This window comes from Actinotalea fermentans, from assembly GCF_007991475.1.
Taxonomy (GTDB): domain Bacteria; phylum Actinomycetota; class Actinomycetes; order Actinomycetales; family Cellulomonadaceae; genus Actinotalea; species Actinotalea fermentans.
Map to the genome: position 1 here is coordinate 423003 of NZ_BJYK01000009.1, position 23959 is coordinate 446961.

At 74.6% G+C, this 23959-nt stretch carries 28 protein-coding genes and 1 tRNA gene; 12 read left to right on the forward strand and 17 right to left on the reverse strand.

Translation table 11 applies throughout. The features are described from left to right. Positions 1-11 precede the first annotated feature (11 nt). Positions 12-947 carry an alpha/beta fold hydrolase gene (locus AFE02nite_RS13895; protein WP_034245675.1) on the forward strand — a complete coding sequence of 312 codons (936 nt, stop codon included), beginning with the start codon at positions 12-14 and terminating at the stop codon, positions 945-947. A gap of 23 nt (positions 948-970) precedes the next feature. Here AFE02nite_RS13895 and nth read toward each other — a convergent pair whose 3' ends face one another. After that, entirely contained in the window at positions 971-1735 is a 765-nt protein-coding gene (gene nth / locus AFE02nite_RS17790; protein ID WP_146819844.1) for an endonuclease III, read from the reverse strand. A 207-nt stretch (positions 1736-1942) separates the two neighbouring features. Here nth and AFE02nite_RS17795 point away from each other — a divergent pair, with 207 nt between their 5' ends. Together AFE02nite_RS17795 and AFE02nite_RS13910 are read left to right on the forward strand one after the other, a co-directional pair. Then, the gene (locus tag AFE02nite_RS17795; RefSeq protein ID WP_052113633.1) at positions 1943-2344 is read left to right on the forward strand and encodes a hypothetical protein; all 402 of its coding nucleotides are present in this window, start codon (positions 1943-1945) and stop codon (positions 2342-2344) included. A gap of 70 nt (positions 2345-2414) precedes the next feature. Beyond that, positions 2415-3089, forward strand: coding sequence for a Crp/Fnr family transcriptional regulator (locus AFE02nite_RS13910; protein WP_034245678.1), 675 nt, complete (start codon positions 2415-2417; stop codon positions 3087-3089). A gap of 31 nt (positions 3090-3120) precedes the next feature. On the opposite strand, the gene AFE02nite_RS13915 is transcribed toward AFE02nite_RS13910, so the two are convergent. From AFE02nite_RS13915 to AFE02nite_RS13925, 3 genes are read right to left on the reverse strand one after another with little or no spacing between them, the layout of a single operon-like run. Next, positions 3121-3588, reverse strand: a complete 468-nt coding sequence (locus AFE02nite_RS13915; RefSeq protein WP_034245681.1) for a RidA family protein — start codon at positions 3586-3588, stop codon at positions 3121-3123. 7 nt (positions 3589-3595) lie between these two features. Next, positions 3596-3754 carry a DUF4177 domain-containing protein gene (locus AFE02nite_RS13920; protein WP_146819845.1) on the reverse strand — a complete coding sequence of 53 codons (159 nt, stop codon included), beginning with the start codon at positions 3752-3754 and terminating at the stop codon, positions 3596-3598. Positions 3755-3764: 10 nt separating this feature from the next. After that, positions 3765-4103, reverse strand: a complete 339-nt coding sequence (locus AFE02nite_RS13925; RefSeq protein WP_052113634.1) for a WhiB family transcriptional regulator — start codon at positions 4101-4103, stop codon at positions 3765-3767. Positions 4104-4374: 271 nt separating this feature from the next. Here AFE02nite_RS13925 and AFE02nite_RS13930 point away from each other — a divergent pair, with 271 nt between their 5' ends. The 7 genes from AFE02nite_RS13930 (at position 4375) to AFE02nite_RS13960 (ending at position 9878) form a co-directional block, all read left to right on the forward strand. Beyond that, entirely contained in the window at positions 4375-6804 is a 2430-nt protein-coding gene (locus AFE02nite_RS13930) for a penicillin-binding protein (RefSeq protein ID WP_186814565.1), read from the forward strand. After that, positions 6804-7766 (forward strand): metallophosphoesterase, encoded by a 963-nt coding sequence (locus AFE02nite_RS13935; protein ID WP_034245695.1) that lies wholly within the window; start codon positions 6804-6806, stop codon positions 7764-7766. Before AFE02nite_RS13930 ends, AFE02nite_RS13935 begins: the two co-directional genes overlap by 1 nt. A gap of 84 nt (positions 7767-7850) precedes the next feature. Continuing rightward, positions 7851-7924 (forward strand) — tRNA-Pro (locus tag AFE02nite_RS13940). 88 nt (positions 7925-8012) lie between these two features. Further along, the gene (locus tag AFE02nite_RS13945) at positions 8013-8552 is read left to right on the forward strand and encodes a GNAT family N-acetyltransferase (protein ID WP_034245698.1); all 540 of its coding nucleotides are present in this window, start codon (positions 8013-8015) and stop codon (positions 8550-8552) included. Next, complete coding sequence (locus AFE02nite_RS13950; protein WP_034245715.1) at positions 8549-9001, forward strand: deoxycytidylate deaminase; 453 nt, start codon at positions 8549-8551, stop codon at positions 8999-9001. The genes AFE02nite_RS13945 and AFE02nite_RS13950 overlap by 4 nt, the downstream gene beginning before the upstream one ends. A gap of 116 nt (positions 9002-9117) precedes the next feature. Beyond that, positions 9118-9324, forward strand: coding sequence for a hypothetical protein (locus AFE02nite_RS13955; RefSeq protein ID WP_034245701.1), 207 nt, complete (start codon positions 9118-9120; stop codon positions 9322-9324). A 47-nt stretch (positions 9325-9371) separates the two neighbouring features. Further along, complete coding sequence (locus AFE02nite_RS13960; protein ID WP_034245704.1) at positions 9372-9878, forward strand: NUDIX hydrolase; 507 nt, start codon at positions 9372-9374, stop codon at positions 9876-9878. 37 nt (positions 9879-9915) lie between these two features. On the opposite strand, the gene AFE02nite_RS13965 is transcribed toward AFE02nite_RS13960, so the two are convergent. From AFE02nite_RS13965 to AFE02nite_RS14000, 8 genes are all read right to left on the reverse strand, one after another. Then, a complete protein-coding gene (locus tag AFE02nite_RS13965; protein WP_034245705.1) occupies positions 9916-10725 on the reverse strand; it encodes an ABC transporter permease in 810 nt (269 codons plus the stop codon). A gap of 1 nt (position 10726) precedes the next feature. After that, entirely contained in the window at positions 10727-11638 is a 912-nt protein-coding gene (locus AFE02nite_RS13970) for an ABC transporter ATP-binding protein (protein WP_034245706.1), read from the reverse strand. A gap of 13 nt (positions 11639-11651) precedes the next feature. Beyond that, complete coding sequence (locus AFE02nite_RS13975) at positions 11652-12356, reverse strand: hypothetical protein (RefSeq protein ID WP_034245708.1); 705 nt, start codon at positions 12354-12356, stop codon at positions 11652-11654. Next, positions 12353-13282 (reverse strand): ATP-binding cassette domain-containing protein, encoded by a 930-nt coding sequence (locus AFE02nite_RS13980; RefSeq protein ID WP_052113635.1) that lies wholly within the window; start codon positions 13280-13282, stop codon positions 12353-12355. The genes AFE02nite_RS13975 and AFE02nite_RS13980 overlap by 4 nt, the downstream gene beginning before the upstream one ends. Next, positions 13279-13656 carry a GntR family transcriptional regulator gene (locus AFE02nite_RS13985; RefSeq protein ID WP_034245710.1) on the reverse strand — a complete coding sequence of 126 codons (378 nt, stop codon included), beginning with the start codon at positions 13654-13656 and terminating at the stop codon, positions 13279-13281. Before AFE02nite_RS13985 ends, AFE02nite_RS13980 begins: the two co-directional genes overlap by 4 nt. 63 nt (positions 13657-13719) lie before the next feature. Then, a complete protein-coding gene (locus AFE02nite_RS13990) occupies positions 13720-14454 on the reverse strand; it encodes a hypothetical protein (RefSeq protein ID WP_146819848.1) in 735 nt (244 codons plus the stop codon). 206 nt (positions 14455-14660) lie between these two features. Then, the gene (locus AFE02nite_RS13995) at positions 14661-15719 is read right to left on the reverse strand and encodes an aspartate-semialdehyde dehydrogenase (protein WP_034248008.1); all 1059 of its coding nucleotides are present in this window, start codon (positions 15717-15719) and stop codon (positions 14661-14663) included. A gap of 4 nt (positions 15720-15723) precedes the next feature. Further along, positions 15724-16998, reverse strand: a complete 1275-nt coding sequence (locus AFE02nite_RS14000) for an aspartate kinase (RefSeq protein WP_034248009.1) — start codon at positions 16996-16998, stop codon at positions 15724-15726. A gap of 196 nt (positions 16999-17194) precedes the next feature. On the opposite strand from AFE02nite_RS14000, the gene AFE02nite_RS14005 reads away from it, so the two are divergent. Then, positions 17195-17710, forward strand: coding sequence for an SSI family serine proteinase inhibitor (locus AFE02nite_RS14005; RefSeq protein WP_146819849.1), 516 nt, complete (start codon positions 17195-17197; stop codon positions 17708-17710). 89 nt (positions 17711-17799) lie between these two features. On the opposite strand, the gene AFE02nite_RS14010 is transcribed toward AFE02nite_RS14005, so the two are convergent. From AFE02nite_RS14010 to AFE02nite_RS14025, 4 genes are read right to left on the reverse strand one after another with little or no spacing between them, the layout of a single operon-like run. Beyond that, on the reverse strand, positions 17800-18588 hold the full coding sequence (locus tag AFE02nite_RS14010; RefSeq protein WP_034248014.1) for a TSUP family transporter: 789 nt from the start codon (positions 18586-18588) through the stop codon (positions 17800-17802). 33 nt (positions 18589-18621) lie between these two features. Beyond that, positions 18622-19221 (reverse strand): DUF5063 domain-containing protein, encoded by a 600-nt coding sequence (locus tag AFE02nite_RS14015; protein ID WP_034248016.1) that lies wholly within the window; start codon positions 19219-19221, stop codon positions 18622-18624. 25 nt (positions 19222-19246) lie between these two features. Beyond that, on the reverse strand, positions 19247-19846 hold the full coding sequence (gene recR / locus AFE02nite_RS14020; protein ID WP_034248011.1) for a recombination mediator RecR: 600 nt from the start codon (positions 19844-19846) through the stop codon (positions 19247-19249). Positions 19847-19855: 9 nt separating this feature from the next. Beyond that, positions 19856-21172, reverse strand: coding sequence for an MFS transporter (locus tag AFE02nite_RS14025; RefSeq protein ID WP_146819850.1), 1317 nt, complete (start codon positions 21170-21172; stop codon positions 19856-19858). A gap of 49 nt (positions 21173-21221) precedes the next feature. On the opposite strand from AFE02nite_RS14025, the gene AFE02nite_RS14030 reads away from it, so the two are divergent. After that, entirely contained in the window at positions 21222-21605 is a 384-nt protein-coding gene (locus tag AFE02nite_RS14030; RefSeq protein WP_146819851.1) for a MerR family transcriptional regulator, read from the forward strand. Positions 21606-21611: 6 nt separating this feature from the next. Here AFE02nite_RS14030 and AFE02nite_RS14035 read toward each other — a convergent pair whose 3' ends face one another. Beyond that, positions 21612-23873, reverse strand: a complete 2262-nt coding sequence (locus tag AFE02nite_RS14035; RefSeq protein WP_146819852.1) for a DNA polymerase III subunit gamma and tau — start codon at positions 23871-23873, stop codon at positions 21612-21614. Between the last annotated feature and the right edge of the window lie 86 nt (positions 23874-23959).

Below are 23959 nucleotides of genomic sequence, written 5' to 3' on the forward strand. Positions count from 1 at the left end.
GTTCGGCGTCTGTGACCGATCCGTCCGCCGTCCTGGTACCCGGGCCCTGGCGTCACCGGTTCGTCCCCGCCAACGCGGCGCGCTTCCACGTCGCCGAGATGGAGCCCGTCGGCGGCGACGGGACGCCGGGCGCCGACGCCGGGACGCCGGCCCCCCTGGTCGTCCTCCTGCACGGCTTCCCCCAGATGTGGTGGGCGTGGCGCGCGCAGCTGCCCGCCCTCGCCGAGGCCGGCTACCGCGCCGTGGCCATGGACCTGCGCGGCACGGGCGCCTCGGACAAGCCGCCGCGCGGCTACGACATGTCGACCCTCACCCAGGACGTCGCGGGCGTGATCCGCTCCCTGGGCGCGCAGGAGGCGGTCGTCGTCGGGCACGGCATCGGGGGGACCGTCGCCTGGTCGATGGCGGCCCTGCAGCCGGAGGTGACGCGCGCGGTCGGCGCGTTCTCGGCGCTGCACCCGCTGCGGATGCACTCGTCGTCGGTCGTCCGGGCCATGGGGACGCGCACGACGGCGCGCCGGCTCGCGTTCGTCCAGCTCCCGTACTTCCCCGAGCGCAGCATGGTGCGTGGCGACCTCGTGGCGCGCGTGCTCGCCGACTGGGGCGCGCCGGGCTGGCCGCCGCAGGACCTGGTCGACGTGTACCGGTCGGCGGCGGGCATCCCGTTCGCGGCGCACTCCGTGATGGAGATCCTGCGTTGGCTCGTCCGGTCCACCCCGCGCGTCGACGGGCAGCGCTACCTGGCGGCGCTGCGGCAGCCGGTCGCCGTCCCGGTGCTGCAGGTGCACGGCTCGGCCGACCGCGCCATCCCCGCCGGCGTGGCCAGCTGGGGCAACGGCGCGCCCTACCGGTTCGAGTCCGTGCCCGGCGCCGGGCACTTCCTGCCCGAGGAGGCGCCGGAGGCCACCACCCGCATCCTGCTGACCTGGCTCGCGTCGCTCGCCTGAGCGGCCCGGGTCGAGGCGCGGCCTCAGTCGACCGGCGCGGCGAGGCCCGTCGGAGCCGGTCCGGCCCAGCCGACGCCGGCGACCCGGGCGGCACCGGTCTTGACGAGCTTCGCGGCCGCCGCCGGCTCGGTCTCGCCGATGCCGTAGGAGGGGCACAGCGTCGCGACCGGGCAGGCGCCGCAGGCGGGGCGCCGCGCGTGGCAGGTGCGGCGGCCGTGGATGATCACGCGGTGGCTGAACATGGTCCACTCGCGCTTCTCGACCAGCGCGCCCAGCGCAGCCTCGACCGCGACCGGGTCGCCGCCCGGCTCGACGAGCCCGAGCCGCGCCGTCACCCGCAGCACGTGCGTGTCCACCGGCAGCCCCGGCACGCCGAACGCGTTCCCCAGCACGACGTTCGCGGTCTTGCGCCCGACGCCGGGCAGCGTCACCAGGTCCTTCATCCGCCGCGGCACCTGACCGCCGTACCGCTCCACCAGCGCCTGGCCGAGGCCGATGAGCGAGCTCGTCTTGGCCCGGAAGAACCCCGTCGGCTTGATGAGCTCCTCGAGCTCAGCCCGGTCGGCGGCCGCGTAGGCGGCGGCGTCGGGGTAGCGCGCGAAGAGCGCCGGCGTCACCTGGTTGACCCGCACGTCGGTCGACTGCGCGGACAGGATCGTGGCGACCAGGAGCTCCAGCGGCGTCGTGAAGTCGAGCTCGATGACGGCGTCGGGGTAGCGCTCGGCGAGGACGCGGTTGATGCGGCGGGCGCGGCGGGTCCGGGCGAGGGGGCTCTCCACGGCCGTCACTCTAGGTGCGCCCTGCGACACCGCGGAGTGGCCGCGCTCCCACAAACGTTTCGAGCACGTTAGGCCGAGGGGGTGAAACGCCCTGGGCCGATGGGGTGAAGCTTGGTCGCCACGCTCAAGTGCGCGAACGCCGCCGCCGAAGGTGCAGGTGAGCGCGGTCCAGGCTGCCGCGCCCACGACGGACGGGGGAGTTCGGGGACGATGGCAGTGGCACAGGTCAGGGAGCGGCGCACGGCGCGCGGTCACGACGCCCGTGCCGCTCGACGTGCCCTGCGCGCCGAGAAGGCGCAGCTCCTGCGCTGGCGCCGCCTCCTGCGCGCGCGCCTCGACCTCGCCGTGGCGGCGTACGCGCCGCCGGACACGCTCGGTGCGATGAGCTGGGACATCCTGCCCGAGGCGCAGATGGCGCTGCCGCACCCCCAGGAGCTCCTCGACGCCGTCCGCGCCGCCGGCGAGAGCGACCAGGTCGCCCTCATGCAGCGCCTGCGCCTGCTCGACAAGCAGCTCGCCGAGTACGAGGCGCACGTGGACGCCGCCCTCGAGGCCTCCACGCAGCGGATCCTGGGTGCCTTCGCGGCGGGGCAGGGCGAGGACGACGACGCTCGCTGAGCCCTCCCGCATGAGGCAGGATGGGAAGGGGCGCACCCTCCGCGCCCCTTCGCCGATCAGGGACGAGGACGTGGACGACGTCGTGCTGTCAGCCCCGCTCTTCGCGGGGATCGACCCGGAAGCCGCGCGGGCGCTGCTCGCGTCGATGTCGCGGGTGGACCTGCCCCGGGGACAGGTGCTCTTCCACGAGGGCGAGCCGGGTGACCGGCTCTACGTGATCGCCGACGGCAAGCTGAAGCTCGGCCGGCGCTCGGCCGACGGCCGCGAGAACCTGCTGTCGATCCTCGGCCCCGGCGAGATGTTCGGCGAGCTCTCGCTCTTCGACCCGGGTCCGCGCACGGCGAGCGCGACGGCCGTCGCCGACGCGCGGCTGCTCGAGCTCGCGCACGAGGAGCTGATCGCCTGGCTCGAGCGCTACCCCGCCGTGGCCAAGCACCTGCTCGAGGCGCTCGCGCGCCGGCTCCGCCGGACGAACGAGGCGCTCGCGGACCTGGTGTTCTCCGACGTCCCCGGTCGCGTCGCGAAGGCGCTGCTGGACCTGTCGACCCGCTTCGGCCAGCCCGTCGAGGACGGCCTGCGCGTCGCCCACGACCTCACGCAGGAGGAGCTCGCCCAGCTCGTCGGAGCGTCCCGGGAGACCGTGAACAAGGCCCTCGCCGACTTCACCGCGCGCGGCTGGGTGCGGCGCGAGGGACGCGCCGTCGTCCTCCTGGACATGCAGCGGCTGGAGCGCCGCGCCCGCTGAGCAGCCCTGCGGGCCCGAGCGGGCCGGGCGGTCAGCCGAGCTCGACGACGAGCTCGACCTCCACCGGGGAGTCGAGCGGCAGCACGGCCACGCCGACGGCGCTGCGCGCGTGGACGCCCGCCTCGCCGAACACCTGGCCGAGCAGCTCGCTCGCGCCGTTGATGACCTGCGGCTGGCCCGTGAACGACGGGTCGGAGGCGACGAAGCCGACGACCTTGACGACCCGCTTCACGCGCTCGAGGCTGCCGGCCTGCTCGGCGACGGCGGCGAGCGCGTTGAGCGCAGCCGTGCGCGCGAGGCCCGCGGCGACGTCGGGCGGCACGAGACCCGGGCCCTCGCCGACCTTGCCGCGGACCGGGAGCGCGCCGTCGACCATCGGCAGCTGACCGGCGGTCCAGATGTGGTTGCCGCTGCGCACGGCCGGCACGTACGCCCCGGCCGGGGCGACGACGGCGGGCAGGGTGATGCCCAGCTCCGCGAGGCGCTGTCCGATGCTCATCGGGGCCTCAGCCGGCGAGGGGGCGCTTGAGATAGGCCACGAGCCCGTTGCCGTCGGGCCCGGTGACCACCTGGACGAGCTCCCAGCCGTCGGCACCCCACTGGTCGAGGATCGCCTTGGTGGCGTGGACGATGAGCGGGACGGTGGCGTACTCCCAGCGAGTCATGCCCGCCAGGCTAGCGGCCGGCCGCCTGCTGGTGCGCGAGCGTGCGCCGGTTGCGCCCCATGCGGTAGCCGCCCGGCCAGGAGACCAGCTCAGGCTCCGCCTCGATGACGTCACGCCACGAGGAGACGTCCGGGTAGCGGCGCAGGAGCGCGCGACGCTCCCGCTCCGTCATGCCACCCCAGACGCCGAACAGGATGTGGTGGTCGAGTGCGTCGATGAGGCACTCGATCCGCACGGGGCAGGTCGCGCACACCTCGCGCGCGGAACGCTGCGCCGCACCCTCCACGAACAGGTCGTCCGGGGGCGCGCCCGAGCACGCGCCGTACGCGGTCCAGTGCTGATCAGCCACCAGACCCCTCCTCTCCACCGACGACCAACCACTGTAGACAACGGATGGTCGCGCTCCCATGGGCCGTTCGGGTCGACTTTCCGTCGAGACGGAGGGTGGATCTCGACGGATTCGGCCGCTACGGCCGCAATCTTTCCCGATCCGGACGATCCGGTCCAGGGACCTTTCGGCCCTCCTGTCCCGGAACCGCGCGCGCTCGTGCACAGGATCTCCACCAGATCCGTGGCCACGGCCCGGGCCCGCCCCCACGTGCTCCCGTACCCTGAGGACCATGGTGTCGTCTGTCCGCTCGGCCCCTGGACGCCGGATCACGGCCCCCCAGGTGCTCGGGCTCCTCCTGGCGTTCGTGCTCATGTCCGGCCTCGGCGGGGTGCTCTCCGCGGGCCTCGTCATGCCGGCGGTCGGCGCGACGAGCACGGTGACCAACCAGTCGGTGCGTCTCTTCGACGACCTCCCCGAGGAGCTCGAGACGCCGGCGCTCTCGGAGAAGTCCGTCGTGCTCGCGTCCGACGGGACGCTGCTGGCGGAGTTCTACCTGCAGAACCGCATCGTGGTCCCGCTGGACCAGGTGTCCCAGCCGATGCGCGACGCCGTCGTCGCCATCGAGGACCACCGGTTCTACGAGCACGGCGCGATCGACCCGCAGGGCATGCTGCGCGCGCTGGTGCAGAACGTGACGACGGACGACACGCAGGGCGCGTCGACGCTGACGCAGCAGTACGTGAAGAACGCGCTCGTGCAGGCGGCGCTCGAGGCCAGCTCGACGGACGCGGAGCGGGCCGCGGCCATCGAGGCGGCGACGACGTCGGACGGCACCGAGGGCATCGCCCGCAAGCTCGCCGAGGCCAAGATGGCCATCGCGCTCGAGCAGCGGTGGACCAAGGACCAGATCCTCGAGGCCTACCTCAACATCGCCCAGTTCGGGCTCTCGGTGTACGGCGTCGAGGCGGCCGCGCAGTTCTACTTCTCGACGTCCGCCGCGAACCTCAACTACCTCCAGGCCGCGACCATCGCCGGCATCACGCGGGGCCCGAGCCTGTACGACCCCACCCGGAACCCGGAGGAGTCCCAAGGCCGCCGCGACCGCGTGCTCAAGCGCATGCTGGAGACCGGCAAGATCACCCAGGAGGAGTACGACGCCGGCGTCGCGATGCCGATCGCGGACACCCTCTTCATCGGCGTGCCGAAGGCGACGTGCATGGCCGCGAACGCCGTCGGCGGGGCGGGCTTCTTCTGCGACTACGTCACGAAGATCATCGCGACCGACCCCATCTTCGGCGAGGACAAGGCGAGCCGCAGCCAGCTGCTCCTCGAGGGCGGCCTGACGATCACGACGACGCTCAACGTCGGCATGCAGGTCGCCGCGAACGAGGAGGTCCAGGCGGGCGTGCCCGTGCTCGACGCGTCGGGAGTCGGCTCCGCCATCTCCGTGGTGCAACCGGGTACGGGCCAGGTGCTGGCCATGGCGCAGAACCGCGTCTACAACAACACGAGCACCGTCGGACCGGGCGAGACCTCGGTGAACTTCAACACCGACAACAAGTACGGCAGCGCCAGCGGCTTCCCGCCCGGCTCCACCTTCAAGCCCTTCACGCTGCTGCAGTGGTTCAAGGACGGCCACGGCCTGTCCGAGATGGTCAACGGCACCGCCCGCATGCGCAACGAGAACGAGTTCACCACGTGCGGCGCCCCCGGGCCCAACAAGCCGTGGAAGCTGGGCAACTCCGAGGGCGGCAGCGGCGTGATGACCGTCCAGGACGCGACCCGGCGGTCCGTCAACAACGCCTACGCCGACATGGCGGCCCAGCTCGACCTCTGCGCGATCATGGACGGCGCCGCCGAGATCGGCGTGCACCGGGCCGGCGGCCTTGCGGGCGACGGCAGGTTCGACCCCTTCCCGGCGAACGTCATCGGCAGCCAGTCGATCGCCCCGCTCACGATGGCGAACGCGTTCGCCACGTTCGCCTCGGGCGGCGTCTACTGCGACCCGGTCGCGATCACGAGCATCGTCAACCGGGCCGGCGACCAGCTGCCCGTCCCCTCCGCGAACTGCCGCCAGGCGATCGACCCCGGCATCGCCGCCGCGATGAACTACGCGCTGAGCCAGGTCTGGACCGGCACCGGGCGCCCGATCGGCGCGCTGCCCGGCCGCGTCGCCGCCGGCAAGACGGGCACGACGTCGGAGAACGAGCACACGTGGTTCGTCGGCTACACGCCGCAGCTGGCGACCGCGGTGTGGGTCGGCTTCCCCGACGGCATGCGGCCGATGCAGAACGTCCCGATCAACGGCGTCACGCGCCGCAACGTCTACGGCTCCACGATCGCCGGCCCGACGTGGAAGCGGTTCATGATCCGCGCCCTCGACGGACAGCCCGCCCTGGGCTTCGCCGCGCCGCCGCAGCAGTACCTCACCGGCATGAAGTTCACCGTGCCGTCGATCGGCGGCATGTCGGTCGACCAGGCCGCGCGGACGCTGAAGGAGGCCGGGTTCAACCCGACGGTCGGGAACCCGATCTACTCCTCGTACGCGCCGGGCTCGGCGGCGGCGTCCGACCCGCCGGCCGGGGCCTCGATCGTCCGCGGCAGCGGCGTCACGATCCACCCCTCGGCCGGACCGGAGCCCGTCGTCGTGCAGCCGCCGCCGGACCAGAACCCGCCGCCCACTCCCGGAGGCGGCAACCCGCCCGGGAACAAGCCCTAGTGGCGTTCCGCTCCGTCGTCGGCGGCGCGGCGCTGGCCGGCGCGGCGGCGCTCGCCTACGCGGCCGCCGTCGAGGTCCGCTGGTACACGCTGCGGCGGTTCGTGGTCCCGGTGCTGCCCGACGGCGCCGGCGAGGTCCGCGTGCTGCACCTGTCGGACCTGCACCTGCTCCCGACGCAGGACCACAAGGTCGAGTGGGTGCGCTCGCTCGCGGCGCTCGACCCGCACCTGGTCGTGACGACGGGCGACAACATCGCGCACCTGCAGGCCCTGCCCGCGCTGCTGCACGCGTACGAGCAGCTGCTCGAGCGCCCGGGCGCGTTCGTCCTCGGCTCGAACGACTACTTCGCACCCCGCCCCAAGAACCCCGCGCGCTACCTGCTGGCCGACGCGCGGGAGGCCAACCCCGCCCCGCGGCTCCTCCCCTTCCCGGAGATGACGGCGGCGTTCCGGGCGGCGGGCTGGAAAGACCTGACCAACCGGCGCGACGCCGTCGTGCTCGGGGAGGGCGACGACGCGCTGAACGTGGCGCTGGTGGGCGTCGACGACCCGCACCTGGACCGCGACCGCTTCCCGGCCACCACGCGCGGCCACGCGCAGCCGACGGCCGTCGGGGGCACGGTCGGGCGCGGGACGCTGCGGCTCGGCGTCGCGCACGCCCCCTACCGCCGCGTCCTGGACGCGATGCACGACGACGGCGCGGACCTGATCCTCGCCGGCCACACGCACGGCGGCCAGCTCTGCGTGCCGGGCTGGGGCGCGCTGGTGACGAACTGCGACCTGGACACCCGGCGCGCGAAGGGCCTGCACGGCTGGCCGGGCGCCCGTCCGGACGCCCCGGGCGGAGCGGGGTCGTCGTGGCTGCACGTGTCGGCAGGGCTGGGCACGTCGCCGTACGCGCCCGTACGGTTCGCGTGCCGGCCGGAGGCGACCCTGCTCACGCTGGTGCCGCGCGAGTCCTGAGGGCTGCTCCCCGGCTCTCGGTGACCGCGGGACGAACGGGTTTCATGGCGGGGTCACGGCTGGGCTATCCTTGCCGGGCACCTTCGGGGTGTGGCGCAGCTTGGTAGCGCGCTTCGTTCGGGACGAAGAGGTCGTGGGTTCGAATCCCGCCACCCCGACGCATGGAAGGCCCTGACCGGCGGACGTCGGTCAGGGCCTTCGTCGTTCTCGGGTCCGGGCGGGGTCCGGCGCCGTAGGCTCGCGGGCGTGCTCGAGTTCCACGTCCCCGCACGGGCGGAGTTCGGCGTGCGGCAGGCGTGGCTGTCCGATCCCGAGCTCATGGCGTACAACGCGGACTGGGACGTGAGCCACCCCGGCTACGACCGCGCCACGGGCTGCGTCGCGTGGCCGGAGAGCGAGTGGGACGCGTTCGCCGCGCGTCTCGCGCTGCCGCCGGACCGCCAGGGCTACTTCTACGTCCGGGACACCGACACCGGCGAGCTCATCGGCCACGCCCACTACACGGTCGAGCCCGACGGCGCCGCGCACATCGGGATCAACGTCGTCCCCCGGCACCGGGGGCGTGGCCGCGGCGAGCAGGTCCTGCGCCTGCTCGTCGAGCGGATCTGGCAGGACACCGCGGCCGTGGAGATCGTCAACGACTTCGAGGACGAGCGCGAGCCCGCGGTCCGCGTCCACCGCCGCTGCGGCTTCGTGCCCGACGACGACACGCACTCCCCCTGGGGACGCCCGACTCGCGTGTGGCGGCTCAGGCGGGGCGCCCGGCTCGCTACTCTCCCCGCATGACTCCCGTCGTCGTCGGCGACCCCGGCACGCGGCCCACGTGGGACGAGTGGGCCCTCGGCATCGCCACCGCCGTCGCCTCGCGCGCGGACTGCACGCGCCGCAAGGTGGGCGCCGTCATCCTCGGGCCCGACCACCGCGTGCTCTCGACGGGCTACAACGGGTACCCGCCCGGCCAGCCCGGCTGCCTGACGGACGGCGCGTGCCCGCGCGGGCGGCGCACGTACGAGGAGGTGCCGGCGAGCTCGCCGTACGTCGAGGTCGGCGAGCCGTGCCAGGCGCTGCACGCGGAGGAGAACGCCGTCCTGCACCTGCCGAGCGGTGCGCGGATGGGCGCCACGGTGTACGTCACCGACGAGCCGTGCCCCAACTGCCAGCGGTTCCTCGCGGGCGCCGGCATCGCGCGCGTCGTGTGGCCCGGCGGCGAGCTGACCTACCGCGCAGGCGTCTGACCAGCGCATCGGCGCCCGAAACGTCCCCTTTCCCGGTATTGCCCCGGCTCTCGACGTGCGGCACCCTGATCTTGGCGTCACGATTCTCCAGCAGGGGTGAGAACGAGGAGGTCCACGTGGCACGGACCAGCAAGGACAAGGCAGCCAGGGCCGCCGCGACGGAAGCACCGGTCGGAACGACCACATCGGCGTCGACGTGGTCACCGGTCCCGGACGCGGCGACGGTGCCGCGGACCACCGTGGGCGCCCGCAGCGGAGGGCTCGGCATCGGTTCGCCGATCTACGAGGAGCTCGTGGCCGAGCTCGGCGACCCCGCCGCCTGACCGGCCCGGCCCCGCCGGCCGGGCGTCCCGGCGGTTACGCTCGCCCGATGGCGATCCCCGACTTCGTGCTCCGGCTGCGCCGTCGGGTCGGCTCCGAGCTGCTCTGGATCCCCGCCGTGTCCGGCGTCGTCCTGGACGACGCCGGGCGGCTCCTGCTCACCCACCGCGTCGACAACGGCCTGTGGGGCCTGCCCGGCGGGATCCTCGACCCCGGGGAGCAGCCCGCTGCCGGCGTGGCGCGCGAGATCCGCGAGGAGACCGGCGTCGACGTCGAGGTGCTCGCCCTGACCTCGGCGATCAGCGGCGACGTCATCGAGCACGCGAACGGCGACCTGGCGCAGTACCTCGTGCTCGCCTTCCACTGCCGCCCGGTCGGGGGCAGCGGCCACGGCGCGCACGCCGCCGACGACGAGAACCACGACGTCCGCTGGTTCGCCCTCGACGACCTGCCCCACCCGCTGTCCGACGGCGGCGACGAGCGCCTCGCGCACGCCCTCGCCCACCGCGACGCGCGGGCCGCGGGACGCGAGTGGGCCGGGCCCTACGTGCGCTGAGGCCGCGCGTCGGGCCGGGCCCGCGCGTCGGGCGGCGTCAGGTCCAGCGGAACAGCTTGGCCGCGAGCGGCACCAGGACCGCGGTCCACACCGCCATGACCACCAGCTCGACCCCGGGGAACGTCCCCTCGTACCAGCCGGCCGCGAGCGCCTGCGACGCCGCGCCCAGCGGGGTGAACCGGCTGATCGTCTGGACGACGTCCGGCATCAGGGGCAGCGGGAACCACACGCCCGCGAAGAACAGCGAGGTCATGTAGACGAGCATCCCCGTGCCGGTGGACGCGCCCGCCGTCGGCGCGACCGCCGCGATGAGGAGCCCGACCGACATCGACGCCGCCGCGCCGACCACGAACGCCAGCAGCGTCACCCCGACGTCCCGCGGCATGCCGACGCCGAGCACCAGCGCACCGCCGAGCACGGCGAGCGTCGAGGCGATCACGAGCATCGCGAGGTTGATCAGCAGCTGGGCGACGAGCAGGCGCGACGGCGGCAGCGGCGTCGTCGAGAGGCGGCGCAGCACCCCCTTCTCGCGGTAGGTGCCCATGACCGGCGGCAGGGTCGTGTAGCCGACCGTGCCGATGGCGAGGGCGAGCACGATGGGCGTGTAGCCGGTGATCGCGGTGATCTCCGACAGCACCGGGCCCTCGCCGAACGGCTGGTCGGCCCACGGCATGAGCAGGCCGAGGGCCAGCAGCAGCACGGCCGGGAAGAAGAGCCCGAAGAACACCGCTGACGGCTCGCGCAGGTACAACCGCGCCTCGGACACGGTGAGGGCGGCCAGGACGCGCGGGCTGCGGGCGGTGCCGACGGCGCCCGACGCGCGGGTGGGCGTGGGGATCGTGGTCATCTCAGGACTCCTTGCCGTTGGCGCCGACGATGGACACGAAGGCCTCCTCGAGGGAGCCCTGCTCCACCCGCAGGTGCAGGGGCCGCAGACCGGCCCCGGTGACGGCGAGCACGACGTCGACCGCGACCTCGGCGCCGCGGACCTCGTAGTCGGCGCCGTCGACGACGACCGACTGCACGCCCGGGACCTGCTCCAGCAGCCCGTCCGGCAGCGGCTCGCGGAGCACGAACCGCACGGTCTGCGCCGTCGCGCGGGCGGCGAGCTGGGCGGGCGTGCCCTCGGCGACCACGCGGCCGGCGTCGATGAGGAGCACCCGGTCGGCGAGCCGCTCGGCCTCCTCCATGAAGTGCGTCACCAGCAGGATCGTCACGCCGCGGTCCCGGATCCGCTCGACGACGCCCCAGGTCTCGCGGCGCGCCTGCGGGTCCAGGCCGGTGGTGAGCTCGTCGAGGATGGCGACCTCGGGGTTCCCGACGAGCGCGAGCGCCACCGACAGCCGCTGCTTCTGCCCGCCCGACAGCCGCCGGAACTGCGTGTCGACGCGGTCGGCCAGGCCGAGGTCGCGGACGAGCTCGGCCGGGTCCGCGGGGTTCGCGTAGAACGACGCGTACAGGGCCAGGGCCTCGCGCACGGTGATCTTCGCGGGCATCTCGCTCTCCTGGAGCTGCAGCCCGAGCCGCTCGCGCAGGGCCTCGCCGTCGCGCTGCGGGTCCAGGCCGAGCACGCGGACCTGCCCCGCGTCGGGCACGCGCAGGCCCGCGATGGACTCGACGGTGGTCGTCTTGCCGGCGCCGTTGGGACCGAGGATGCCGACGATCTCGCCGGCCTCGACGGTGAACGAGACGTCGTCGACGGCGACCTTGGGGCCGTAGGCCTTGCGCAGGCCGGCGACCTCGATGACGGGTGTTGCCATGGGAGCCTCCGGGTCAGATGAGGGCGGCCGTGCGGACGGGCGTGCCCCGCAGGATGCGTTGGAACGCGACGGCGACGAGTGCGAGGACGGCCACGACGGTGGCGCCGCGCGCGAGACCGCTGTCGAGGAACGGCAGGTCGGCGCTCAGGACCACCTGGAGCAGGATCACCGGCCCGACCGTCAGCGGGAGCGTGAGCGTGCCCCACCACGCGCCGGCGCGGTAGTACACGATGCCGACCAGCAGCCCGCAGAGCTGGCCGCTGGCCGCGGCCACGAGGTAGGCGGCGAGGAGCGGGCCGATCTGCGAGCTGTCGCCTGCCAGCAGGACGTCGTCGCGGATCGCGTGCTCCCAGCCCACGGCCGCGTACAGCCCGCGCTCGAGCTGGATCAGGCCGACGACGCCGGCCGCGTACACCAGCGACATCGCGACGGCCGCGAGGAGCGCGGCACGCCCGAGGGTGCGGCGCGAACGACCCAGCCCCACCTGCACGTTCACCTGACCGACGGCGATCGCGATCGCCCAGGAGAACGAGAACCAGATGACCCCCTGCCGGGCGAAGCCGACGACGGAGTAGTCGGGCGGCCGCACCACCGCGAGGACGGTCAGCGTCAGGGCGGCGGCGGCCACCACGACGAGCAGCGCCCACCGGGCCACCATGAGCTGGCCGCGGAGCAGCCCGCGGGACGTCTGGGCGACCGAGTGTCCGAGGAACCTCATCGCGCGGCCTCCTTCCCATCCTTGGAGGTCAGGTCGACGAAGAGGTCCTGCAGGTCGACGCCGCCGAGCTCGAGGCCCGCGGCGTACGCCGCGGCGGCGTCATCGGGCGTGAGCGAGCCGTAGAGGGTGACCTGTGCCGTCCGGCCGAGCGAGCGGCGACCGATCGCCCGGCGGCCCGCCACGAACGCGTCGACCGCGTCGGCGGGGCCCGTGACCGTCGCACCGCGCGAGCGGAGGGCGTCGGCGTCGTCGGCCAGGAGCACGCGACCCTCGTCGAGGATGACCACGTGCTCCAGCAGCCGCTGGATCTCGTCGATCAGGTGGCTCGAGACGACGATCGTGCGTGGGTGCTCCGCGTAGTCCGCGAGGAGCGCGTCGTAGAACGCGTACCGCGACGGCGCGTCCATCCCCAGGTGCACCTCGTCGAGCATCGTCAGCGGCGCGCGGGACGCCAGCCCGACGACGACGCCGAACGCCGACTTCTTGCCGCGCGAGAGCTTGGACGGCCGCGCGCGCGGGTCCAGCTCGAACGTGTCCATGAGCGCACCCGCAAGGTCGGGATCGAACGTGGGTCGCGCCTCGGCCACCAGCCGGAGCGTGTCGCGCAGGCTCGCGTCGCTCGCGACGTCGCCGCTCTCCCGGATGAGGCAGACCTGCTCGGTGACGCGCTCGTTCTCCCAGGGCTCCTCGCCGTCGACAAGGACCACGCCGGCGGTCGAGCGCCGGAACGCGGCAAGGACCGAGAGGAGCGTGGTCTTGCCCGAGCCGTTGCGGCCGAGCAGACCGGTGATCGCGCCGGGGGCGATGGTCAGGTCCAGCCCGTCGAGTGCCACGGTCGAGCCGTAGCGGACCACCAGGCCGCGCACCGCGACACCCAGGCCGCCGTCGGCGCCGCCGTGCCCGGCGGCTGTCTCCGTCGCGCTCATCGGTCCCCCTCCCCCGTGGCGCCGGCCGCGCGGAGCCGCGCGACGACGTCGTCCAGCGGGATGCCGAGGACGCTCGCCTCCGCGGCGACGGGGTCGACGACGTCGGCGAAGAAGCGCTCGCGGCGCTCGGCGACGAGCCGGTCGCGGGCACCGGGTGCGACGAACATGCCGACGCCGCGGCGCTTGTAGAGCGTCCCCTCGTCCACGAGCTCGGCGAACGCCTTGGCGGCCGTCGCGGGATTGATGCGGTACGCGGTCGCGTACTGGGTCGTCGACATGACCTGCTCCTCCTCCCCGAGCGCACCGCTGACGACGTCGGTGCGGATCTGGTCGGCGATCTGCAGGTAGATCGGCTCGCGCCCGTCGAAGGCCACGCCGCGCTCCTATCGCCTCACTGGTTCATTACTTGAGTAATGAACCACAGAAGCCGGGATGGGTCAAGAGGCGGGCGAGGCCACCCGCGCGGCGCGGCGTCCGGCCCGCGCGCCGGCGGGCGCCGTCGGCGGGGCGAGCACCGTGAGCGGGCGGGCGCGCCGCACGCCCCAGCGCAGGCCACGCAGCAGCGACTCCCCCAGCGCGGTCCGCTCACCCCCGGCCCACAGGATCGGCCAGCCGCGCGCGACGGCGCACGCCTCCGCGGCGGCGAGCAGGCACGTCGCCACCCGCCGACGGCGGGACGCCCGGTCGACCTGCAGCTCGAGCACCTGCCCGGTGGCCGGGTTCCAGCGGAGCACGGCGATCGCGTCGCCCGGGGCCAGCCCGAGCCGCTCGACGTCGGCATCGGTCAGCACCACGCCCGGGTCGACCGCCGGGTCGACCGCGGGGCCGGGCCGCTCGGTCGCGAGGCGCGCGACGTCGTCGTGGGAGAACGCGCGCAGCTGCGCCTCCACGGGCCGCAGGTCGCGTCGCAGCTGCTCGTGCCAGACCAGCGCGGGCGCGCGGCCGTCCGCGAGGTCGCCGCAGACCTCGACCTCGAGCACCTGCCGCGTCGCCGGGCGCACGCGCGCGCGGACCACGCCCTCCCCCCGCGGCGCGTAGCCCGGGGGCAGCGAGACGACGTCGACCACGGTCCCGTCCGGGCGCTCCGACGAGGCGACGGCGTGCAGGGTCACCAGCTCGACCGTCGCCGTGCGCAGCCACCAGACGGGAACCCCCGGTGCGGCTGCGCTCATGCGATCGGGCGACCCCGCCGGGCGGCGTGACGGTGCGGACGGCGTCGGGGGATGGGCAGCGGACGGCGGGTGGGCATGGCGGGACCTCGGGGGACGATCCGCCGTTCGGGGGCACGGCGGGTGCCTCCCATGGTGGCGGACCACCGTGTCCAACGTTGCAGGTTCGGCGCGCCAGGCGGGCGCGCGACGGGTGAAATCGCCGGCCGTCAGCCGCGCAGGCGACGCTCCACGACCAGCTCCGCGATCTGCACCGCGTTGAGCGCCGCACCCTTGCGCAGGTTGTCGTTGCTCACGAAGAGCACCAGGCCGCGCCCGTCGGGCACCGACTGGTCGACGCGCACGCGGCCCACGAAGCTCGGGTCCGCGCCGGCCGCCTGCAGCGGCGTCGGCACGTCGGTGACCTCGACGCCCGGGGCGTCCTTGAGCAGCTCGAGCGCCGTCTCCGGCGAGAGCGGCTCGGCGAACTCCGCGTTGAGCGTCAGCGAGTGGCCCGAGAACACCGGCACGCGCACGCACGTCCCCGACACCAGCAGGTCCGGGATGTCGAGGATCTTGCGCGACTCGTTCCGGAGCTTCTGCTCCTCGTCGGTCTCGCCGCTCCCGTCGCCCGCGAGCGAGCCCGCGAGCGGGACGACGTCGAACGCGATGGTCCGCACGTACTTCGCCGGCTCCGGGAAGGTGACGGCGGCGCCGTCGTGCGCGAGGCGCGTGAAGTCCTGGTCGACGGCGGCGCGCACCTGGCCGGCGAGCTCCTCGACGCCCGCGAGCCCGCTGCCGGACACCGCCTGGTAGGTCGAGACGATCAGCCGGCGCAGGCCCGCGGCGTCGTGCAGCGGCTTGAGCACCGGCATCGCGGCCATCGTGGTGCAGTTCGGGTTCGCGATGATGCCGAGCGGCGTGCTGTCGACCTCGGCGCCGTTGACCTCGCTCACGACGAGCGGCACCTGCGGGTTCATCCGCCACGCGGAGGAGTTGTCGATGACGATCGCGCCCGCGGCGGCGAACCGCGGCGCGTGCTCCTTCGACGTCCCGCCGCCGGCGGAGAACAGCGCGATGTCGATGCCGGACAGGTCGGCCGTCGCGACGTCCTCGACGACGACCTCCTCGCCGCGCCACGGCAGCGTGCGCCCGGCCGAGCGCGCCGACGCGAAGTAGCGGATCCGCCCGACCGGGAAGTCCCGCTCGTCGAGCATGCGGCGCATGACGCCGCCCACCTGCCCCGTCGCACCGACGACGGCGACCACGTAGCCGTTGCTGTCAGCCATGGCCTTACCGTCCCGTCCCGCCGTACACGACGGCTTCCTCGTCGGTGGAGTCGAGCCCGAACGCCGTGTGCACGGCGCGGACGGCGTCGTCGAGCTGGTCGGCGCGCGTGACGACGGAGACGCGGATCTCCGAGGTGGTGATCATCTCGATGTTGATGCCGGCGTCGCGCAGCGCCCCGAAGAGCTTCGCGGAGACGCCCGGGTGGCTGCGCATGCCGGCGCCGACGAGCGAGAGCTTGCCGATGGTGTCGTCGTACTGGAGCGACTCGTAGCCGAGGGTCTCCTGGACGGCCGCCAGGGCCGCGGTCGCCTTCGCGCCGTCGCTCGCGGGCAGCGTGAAGGAGATGTCGGTCAGGCCGGTCCGGGCGGCCGACACGTTCTGGACGATCATGTCGATGTTCACGCCCGCGCCGGCGACGACCTCGAAGATCGCGGCCGCGGTGCCGGGCACGTCGGGGACGCCGACGACGGTGATCTTCGCCTCGCTCCGGTCGTGCGCGACACCGGAGATGATCGGCTGTTCCATCTGTCCCTCTCCCTCGATGGGGGCGTCCGTGACCAGGGTTCCCTCGCGCCCGGAGAACGACGAGCGCACGTGGATCGGCACGCCGGTGCGGCGCGCGTACTCGACGCAGCGGAGCATGAGCACCTTGGCCCCGCTCGCCGCCATGTCGAGCATCTCCTCGTAGGTGATGCGGTCGAGCTTGCGCGCCGTGGGCACGATGCGCGGGTCGGCGGAGAAGACGCCGTCGACGTCGGTGTAGATCTCGCAGACGTCCGCCTCGAGCGCCGCCGCGAGCGCGACGGCCGTCGTGTCCGAGCCGCCGCGGCCGAGCGTCGTCACGTCGTTCGTGTTCGGGTTGACGCCCTGGAAGCCCGCGACGATCGCGACGTGGCCGGTCTCGACCGCCTGCCGGATGCGGCTGGCCTTGACGTCGATGATCCGCGCCTTGCCGTGCACCTCGTCGGTGATGACGCCGGCCTGCTGGCCCGTGAACGACTGCGCCTCGACGCCCAGGTTCGCGATCGCCATCGCGAGCAGGCTCATCGAGATCCGCTCGCCCGCGGTGAGCAGGATGTCCATCTCGCGCGCCGGCGGCATCGGGCTGATCTCGTTGGCGAGGTCGATCAGCTCGTCGGTCGTGTCACCCATCGCGGAGACCACGACGACGACGTCGTGCCCCGCGCGCTTGGTCTCGGTGATCCGCTTGGCGACGCGCTTGATGGCGGTGGCGTCCGCGACGGACGACCCCCCGTACTTCTGCACGATCAAGCCCACGGGACTCTCCGGGTGGTGGCAGGTTGGACGACGGCGATCGGCTCGCGCGGGCGCACGGCCACGCGCCGTCCGTGTCCGGTGAAGGATAGTCCGTGCCCACCAGGCGGACCGCTGGATTTCGTCATGTGGGCGTCGGTCGCGCACGTGCCGGGAGGGCCGGTCTCGCGACACAAGCAGGGGGACGAGGGGAGGCGCCGTGCGTCGGACGCGTGCGCAGGTGGCGGCGGTGGTCGCCGTCGTGCTCGTGGCCGCCCTGGGCGGGTGCCAGACCGGGCGGGACGACGACGGGCTCACGCCCGGGACCGACGACGACCCGGTGTCCTCCGACGAGCCCCCGGCGCCGGGTGACGACACCCCGGCGCCGGGCGAACCCGCCGAACCCGTCGCGGCCGACCTGACCGTGGTCGTCGACGCGACGGGCGAGGGCGCGACCACCACGTACACGCTCACGTGCGAGCCGGCCGGCGGGCACCACCCCGACGCCGAGGCGGCCTGCGCCGCGATCGCCGCGGGCGGCGGCACGGCCGCGTTCGCGCCGACGCCGATGGACGTCGCGTGCACCGAGCAGTGGGGCGGCCCGCAGACCGCGAGCGTGACGGGGACCGTCGGCGGCGAGCCCGTGAGCGCGGCGTTCAGCCGCGCGAACGGCTGCGAGATCTCGCGCTGGGACACCCTGGCGCCGCTGTTCGGCCCGGACGCCGGCCTCCTGTAGCACTCACCTGGCGGGCGGATCTCTCCGCGCGGAGAGATCGGCTCACCTGGCGGGCGGATCTCTCCGGCCGGAGAGCTCCGGTCGACGGGTCAGCGCGCCAGGACGTCCCAGCCCAGGCGCAGGATCAGGCCGCCGACCACCACCAGGAACACCACGCGCACGAAGCCGCTCCCCCGGGCCACGGCCATCCGCGCACCCAGGTAGGCGCCGACGATGTTCGCCGCACCCATGACCAGGCCCAGCCGCCAGACCGGCGCGCCCGCCACCGCGAACACGACCAGCGCGCCGAGGTTGGTCGCCGCGTTGACGATCTTCGCCTTCGCCGAGGCCTCGAGGAACCCGTACCCGAGGACGGCGACGAGCGCGATGACGAGGAACGTGCCGGTGCCCGGGCCGACCAGCCCGTCGTAGAACCCGAGCCCGACGCCGATGGCCACGGCCGCGCCGTAGTGCCGCCGCCCGCTCCACCGCAGGTCGTTGGCGCGCCCGAGCGTCGGCCGGGTGACCGTCCAGACCAGCACGGCGACGAGCGCCACGAGCACGATCGGCTCGATGACCTCGCCCGGAAGCCAGCTCGCGAGCGCCGCTCCCCCGCCCGAGCCGGCCAGCGCGGCGAGCGCCGTCGGGATCGCCGTGCGCAGGTCCGGCTGGACGCGGCGGTAGTAGGTGGCCGCGCTCACGGAGGTGCCCATGATGCTGGCGAGCTTGTTCGTCGCGAGCGCCTGCACGGGCGCCAGCCCGGGGACCAGGAGCAGGGCCGGGAGCTGGATCAGCCCGCCCCCGCCGACGACGGCGTCCACCCAGCCGGCGGCGATGGCGGCCAGCACGAGCAGCGCGATCGTCGGCGCCGCGAGGTCGGCGAGGTCGGTGACAGCCACCGTCACCGCACCGGGGTCACTCGCCGCGCAGGGTCACTCGCCGTGCAGGGCCTGGAACTCGGCCTCCGCGGCGACGTCGTCGTCCACGTCCAGACGCAGGTGCGCGAGCACCGCCTGGAGCACCCGCAGCAGCGACGACGCCCGCTCGCCCCAGTTGGCGAGGTAGGAGTACTGCCACCACCACAGCGCCTCGAGGTCCTGCCCGGCGTCGTGGTGCCGGCGGCCCTGCGCGAGCGCCGCCGAGATGACCACGAGGTCGCCGGAGATGCTCGACGTCACGATCGTGCTCCCGAGCACCGGGTCGTCGATCTCGTTGTACTCGTCGATGCCGTCGAACAGGTTCTCGAGCGCCTGCCCCAGCGGGTCCAGGTCGGCGTCCGGGCCGACGTCGGGCTCGAACCGCTCCGCGGGGACGATGTCGACCATCGCGCCCAGGCGGGCGCCCGCGGCGAGCACGTCCGAGACGGCGAGCAGCAGCAGCGGGATCGCCACCTCGGGGTTCGCGCCGGCGGCGACCTCGGTCACGGTGTTCAGGAAGCGCTGGACCTCGGCGGAGGTGGTGGCGGCGACCTCGCGGAGGTCGGCGGGGACCTCCTCGGCGGTGAAGCCGTCCGCGCCGCCCTCGGCGCCGATGCGCGGGATGTCGTCGGGGGTCTGGTCAGGCACTGATCCGTCTCCGTCCTTCGAAGGCCCGGCCGAGCGTGACCTCGTCGGCGTACTCGAGGTCACCGCCCACGGGCAGCCCGGAGGCCAGCCGCGTGACGGTCAGGCCCATGGGCACGAGCAGTCGGGCGAGGTAGGTCGACGTCGCCTCGCCCTCCACGTTCGGGTCGGTCGCCAGGATCACCTCGGTGACCTGGCCGTCCGCGAGCCGCGACAGGAGCTGGGCGATGCGCAGGTCGTCCGGGCCGACGCCCGCGATCGGGTTGATGGCCCCGCCGAGCACGTGGTACTTCCCGCGGAACTCGCGCGTGCGCTCGATCGCGACGACGTCCTTCGGCTCCTCGACCACGCAGATGACCGTCGGCGAGCGGCGCGGGTCGCGGCAGACCTGGCAGAGCTCCTGCTGCGCGACGTTCCCGCACACCGTGCAGAACTGCACGCGGGCCTTGACCTCGGTGATCGCGGTGACGAGGCGCTTGACGTCCTCCGGGTCCTCCGCGAGGAGGTGGAAGGCGATGCGCTGGGCGCTCTTGGGACCGACGCCGGGCAGTCGCCCGAGCTCGTCGATCAGGTCCTGGACCGCGCCCTCGTACACCCCTTCAGCCTAGGGGGTGCGGGCGGTACCGGCCCCGGCCGACCTGCCGGGCGACGGTGTCCGGGCTTCGGCTCGCCGTCGGTCGAGCGCGGCGAGCGCGACGGCCGCGACGGCGGCCACCCCCGCGGCCGGGGCCGGCAGCCAGGCCAGGCCGACGCCGTCGACCACCGCGCTGCCGAGCGCGGCACCCGCCGCGATGCCGAGGTTGAAGGTCACCGGCACGATCGCGCCGATGGTGGACCGCAGGCCCGCGCCGCCGATCCGGAAGAGGAGCGTCTGCGTCAGCGCCGGCACGGCGGCCGTGGCTCCCGCCCAGGCGACGACGAGCGCGACGTCGGTCACGGGGTGCGCGCCCAGTCCCGCCAGGGCCGCGAGCGCGAGCACGACGGCGGCACCCGCCCTGGTCAGCACGGCCTGCGTCCGCTCGACGGGCACCCGGCCGACCAGCCCGACGGCGACCGCCGAGACCACGCCGTAGAGCAGGAGGAGCGCGGGGACGCCGCCGGGGACCTCATCGCCGGTCGGGCCGAGCAGCGGGGTGACGAACGTGTAGGCGGCGAAGTGCCCGGTCATGAGGAGGCCGGCGAGGCCGGCGACGGTGAGGGCGGCACGCAGGCGGGCACGGTCACCGGCGTCGGGCCGACCGCCCGCGGTGGTGGTCGGCTCGGACGCGGGCCGCGCGTCGGCCGGGTCCGCGGGCTCCGGCGCCGGCCGCGCGTCGGGCGGCTCGGGGACGACGACGAGCCGGACCGCGGCGGCGACGAGCGCGCCGAGGACGGCGACGGCCCAGAAGCCGGCGCGCCAGTCGGCGGCGTCCGCGGCGAGGTTCGCCGCGGGCACGCCGAGCACTGTGCCGAGGGTCGCGCCCACGAGCACGACGGAGACCGCCCGGGCGAGCCGCGCGTCGGGCACGATCGCCGCGACGTGCGCGTTCACGCTCGCCCAGAGCAGGCCGCACGCGGCCGCGCCGACGACGCGCGCGACGAGGGCCGCCTCGTAGGAGCCGGCGACCGCGGTCCCGGCCGACGACGCCGCGAACACCGCCATCGCGATGGTGACCACCGCGCGTCGGTCCCAGCGCCGGGCCAGCCGCGCGAGCGGCAGGGCGCCGACCACGACGACGCCCGCCCAGAGCGAGACGAGCAGGCCGGTCCGCGCCTCGGTGACGCCGAGGTCGGCGCTCATCTGCGGCAGGACGGCCATCGGGAGCATCTCGCCGACGACGACCACGAACGTGACCGCGCCCAGGACGAGCAGGCTCGGCCAGGGCAGGTCGTCGCGGCGGCCGGTCCGGCGCGAGGTATCGAGATCTGTCGATGTGTCCATGCCGGCGACGTTAAGCTCTGACATCAGCGTCAAGGTCAAGGGGTGCGTGATGCGGATCGGTGAGCTGGCCCGACGCGCGGGCGTGAGCACCCGCGTCCTGCGCTACTACGAGCAGCAGGGCCTCCTGGCGCCGGCGCGCGCGGGCAACGCGTACCGCGAGTACGACGACGCCGACGTCGCGCGCGCCGAGCAGGTCGCGCTGATGGTGCGGTCGGGGCTGCCGACCCGGCTCATCAAGGCCGTGCTCGACCTCGAGGAGACGCTCGCCCGGGACCCCGCGGCGTCGTGCCCGAACGAGGTCGCCGGCCTGCTCGCGGACGAGCTGAGCGAGCTCGACGCGCGGATCGCGTGTCTCGCCCGCAGCCGCGCCACGATCGCCGAGTACCTGCAGCGGACCCGGTCGACGGCGACGGCCGTCGGAGCACCGGGCTAGGGCCCGTCAGTCCTCGTCGACCTCGTCGATCACCGTGCCGCCGAGCATCTGCGCGACGAGCGGGGCGCCCACCAGGCCGGAGTCGTCGAGGTCCGGGTCGTCGGGGCTGGCGTCGATCATCGGCTCGTCGGCGATGGACCGGCGCGAGGGGTCCGTCGCCGCGGGCTTGTTCCGACGCGCCGCCGCCGACGCCGCAGCAGCCTTCGCGGCCGCCTCGGCCGAGCCGCGGGAGCGCGCGGGGCCCGACGCTCGGGGCTCGGGCTCGTCGTCGAACGGGGGCTCGTCGGCGGGCGGCTCGGCCGGCGGGATGTCCCAGGGCGGGGCGTCGTCGTCGGGGCCGGGGGCGGGCGCGCGACGCGGCGCGGGCGCGGCCTGGCGCGGGGCGGGCGCGGCCTGGCGCGGCGCGGGCGCGGCCTGGCGCGGCGCGGATTCGCGGGCGGCGGGCGCGTCCCACGACGGCGACGCGGCGGCTTGGGCGGCCGACGACGCTGACGGCGCAGACGGCGCAGACGGCGCGGGCGCGGCGGGCGGCGCAGCCGACGGGGCAGGAGCCGCCGCACCCACGGCGGTCTGCACGCGCACCGTGAGGCCGAGCGACTCGTGGAGGGCGCGCTCGACGTGGCTCGCGTGCGGGCCGGACCGGAACGTGGAGGCGAGCTGCGGCGTCGTGAAGCCGAGGGTCACGGTGTCCGCCGTGACCTCGGTGACCTGCGCGTTCTGGCTCACGAGCACCCAGGTGGCCATGCGCAGCGAGCGCAGGGTGCCGAGCACCTCGGACCAGCGGCGGCGCACGGTCTCCGCGTCCATGCCGGACCCGGCCGGCGCGGGCCCGGGAGCCGGGGCCGGCGGCGGGACGATCGGGCTGGGCTGCGGCAGCGGCTCCGGTGTGGGGGCCGGGACCGGGTCAGGCTCGGGCAGCGGCGTCGGCTCTGGGATCGGGGCGGGGACCGGGGCCGGGATGGGCGCGGGCGTCGGCGTCGGGATCGGCTCGGGCGGCGTCGGCGGGATGGACGCCGCCGGCACCACGGGCGCGGCGGGCACCGCCGGCGCGGCGGCCGCCGTCTGCAGCCGGGGCGGCGCACCCACGGGCGCGGCCGTCGGGACACCGCTCGCCACCGCGCGCTCCACCCGGTCCAGGCGCGCGCCCAGGCCGGAGACGCCGTCGTCGGCGCCCGGGAGCAGCAGGCGGGCGACCAGCAGCTCGAGGTGCAGGCGCGGGGAGGTCGCGCCGGTCATCTCGGTGAGCGCGGCGTTGACGAGGTCGGCCGAGCGCGACAGCTCGTAGGCGCCCAGGGTCTGCGCCTGCGCGCGCATGCGCTCGACCTGGTCGGCGGGCAGGGTCGCCAGCACCGCGGCTGCCGCCTCCCCCGAGGCCGCGATGACGATGAGGTCGCGCAGCCGCTCGAGCAGGTCCTCGACGAAGCGCCGCGGCTCGTGGCCGGTGGAGATCACGCGGTCGACGACCCGGAACGCGCTCGCACCGTCGCGCGCGGCGATGGCCTCGACGGCGTCGTCCAGGAGCGTCGCGTGGGTGTAGCCGAGGAGGGCGACGGCGCCCTCGTAGTCGATGCCCTCGGCGGTCGCGCCGGCGACGAGCTGGTCGAGCACCGAGAGCGAGTCGCGCACCGAGCCGCCCCCCGCGCGGACCACCAGCGGCAGCACGCCCGGGCCGACCTGCACGCCCTCCGCCTCGCAGAGCTTGGCGAGGTACGGCTGCAGCGTGTCCGGCGCGACCAGGCGGAACGGGTAGTGGTGCGTGCGCGAGCGGATGGTGCCGATGACCTTGTCCGGCTCCGTCGTCGCGAACACGAACTTCACGTGCGGCGGCGGCTCCTCGACGATCTTCAGCAGGGCGTTGAAGCCCTGCGTCGTGACCATGTGCGCCTCGTCGAGGATGAAGATCTTGAACCGGTCGCGCGCCGGGGCGAACGCCGCGCGCTCGCGCAGGTCCCGCGCGTCGTCCACGCCGTTGTGGCTGGCCGCGTCGATCTCGACGACGTCGAGCGAGCCCGGCCCGCCGCGCGCCAGCTCGACGCACGAGTCGCACTCGCCGCAGGGCTCCGGCGTCGGGCCCTGCGCGCAGTTGAGGCAGCGCGCCAGGATGCGCGCCGACGTCGTCTTGCCGCACCCGCGCGGGCCGGAGAACAGGTACGCGTGCGAGACACGACCGGTCCGCAGAGCCTGGAGCAGCGGCTCGGTGACGTGCTCCTGTCCGATGACCTCGGCGAAGGTGTCGGGCCGGTAGCGGCGGTACAGGGCTGTCGTCACGCCGCCAGGGTAGGCGACGCCGGGGACGCCGCGCCGAGGCCGGTGCACACCCGATCAGTTCGCGGCCCGACGGCGGTCTGCCCACC

Bases quoted from the DNA above. Each gene is read 5' to 3' on its own strand.
- AFE02nite_RS13915 (WP_034245681.1), bottom strand. From the start codon at position 3,588: ATGAGCATCGGACAGCGCCTCGCGGAGCTGGGCATCACCCTGCCCGCC.
- AFE02nite_RS13920 (WP_146819845.1), bottom strand. From the start codon at position 3,754: ATGACTCGCTGGGAGTACGCCACCGTCCCGCTCATCGTCCACGCCACC.
- AFE02nite_RS13930 (WP_186814565.1), top strand. From the start codon at position 4,375: ATGGTGTCGTCTGTCCGCTCGGCCCCTGGACGCCGGATCACGGCCCCC.
- AFE02nite_RS13950 (WP_034245715.1), top strand. From the start codon at position 8,549: ATGACTCCCGTCGTCGTCGGCGACCCCGGCACGCGGCCCACGTGGGAC.
- AFE02nite_RS13960 (WP_034245704.1), top strand. From the start codon at position 9,372: ATGGCGATCCCCGACTTCGTGCTCCGGCTGCGCCGTCGGGTCGGCTCC.
- AFE02nite_RS13965 (WP_034245705.1), bottom strand. From the start codon at position 10,725: ATGACCACGATCCCCACGCCCACCCGCGCGTCGGGCGCCGTCGGCACC.
- AFE02nite_RS13970 (WP_034245706.1), bottom strand. From the start codon at position 11,638: ATGGCAACACCCGTCATCGAGGTCGCCGGCCTGCGCAAGGCCTACGGC.
- AFE02nite_RS13975 (WP_034245708.1), bottom strand. From the start codon at position 12,356: ATGAGGTTCCTCGGACACTCGGTCGCCCAGACGTCCCGCGGGCTGCTC.
- AFE02nite_RS13980 (WP_052113635.1), bottom strand. From the start codon at position 13,282: ATGAGCGCGACGGAGACAGCCGCCGGGCACGGCGGCGCCGACGGCGGC.
- AFE02nite_RS13990 (WP_146819848.1), bottom strand. From the start codon at position 14,454: ATGAGCGCAGCCGCACCGGGGGTTCCCGTCTGGTGGCTGCGCACGGCG.
- AFE02nite_RS13995 (WP_034248008.1), bottom strand. From the start codon at position 15,719: ATGGCTGACAGCAACGGCTACGTGGTCGCCGTCGTCGGTGCGACGGGG.
- AFE02nite_RS14025 (WP_146819850.1), bottom strand. From the start codon at position 21,172: ATGGACACATCGACAGATCTCGATACCTCGCGCCGGACCGGCCGCCGC.
- AFE02nite_RS14030 (WP_146819851.1), top strand. From the start codon at position 21,222: ATGCGGATCGGTGAGCTGGCCCGACGCGCGGGCGTGAGCACCCGCGTC.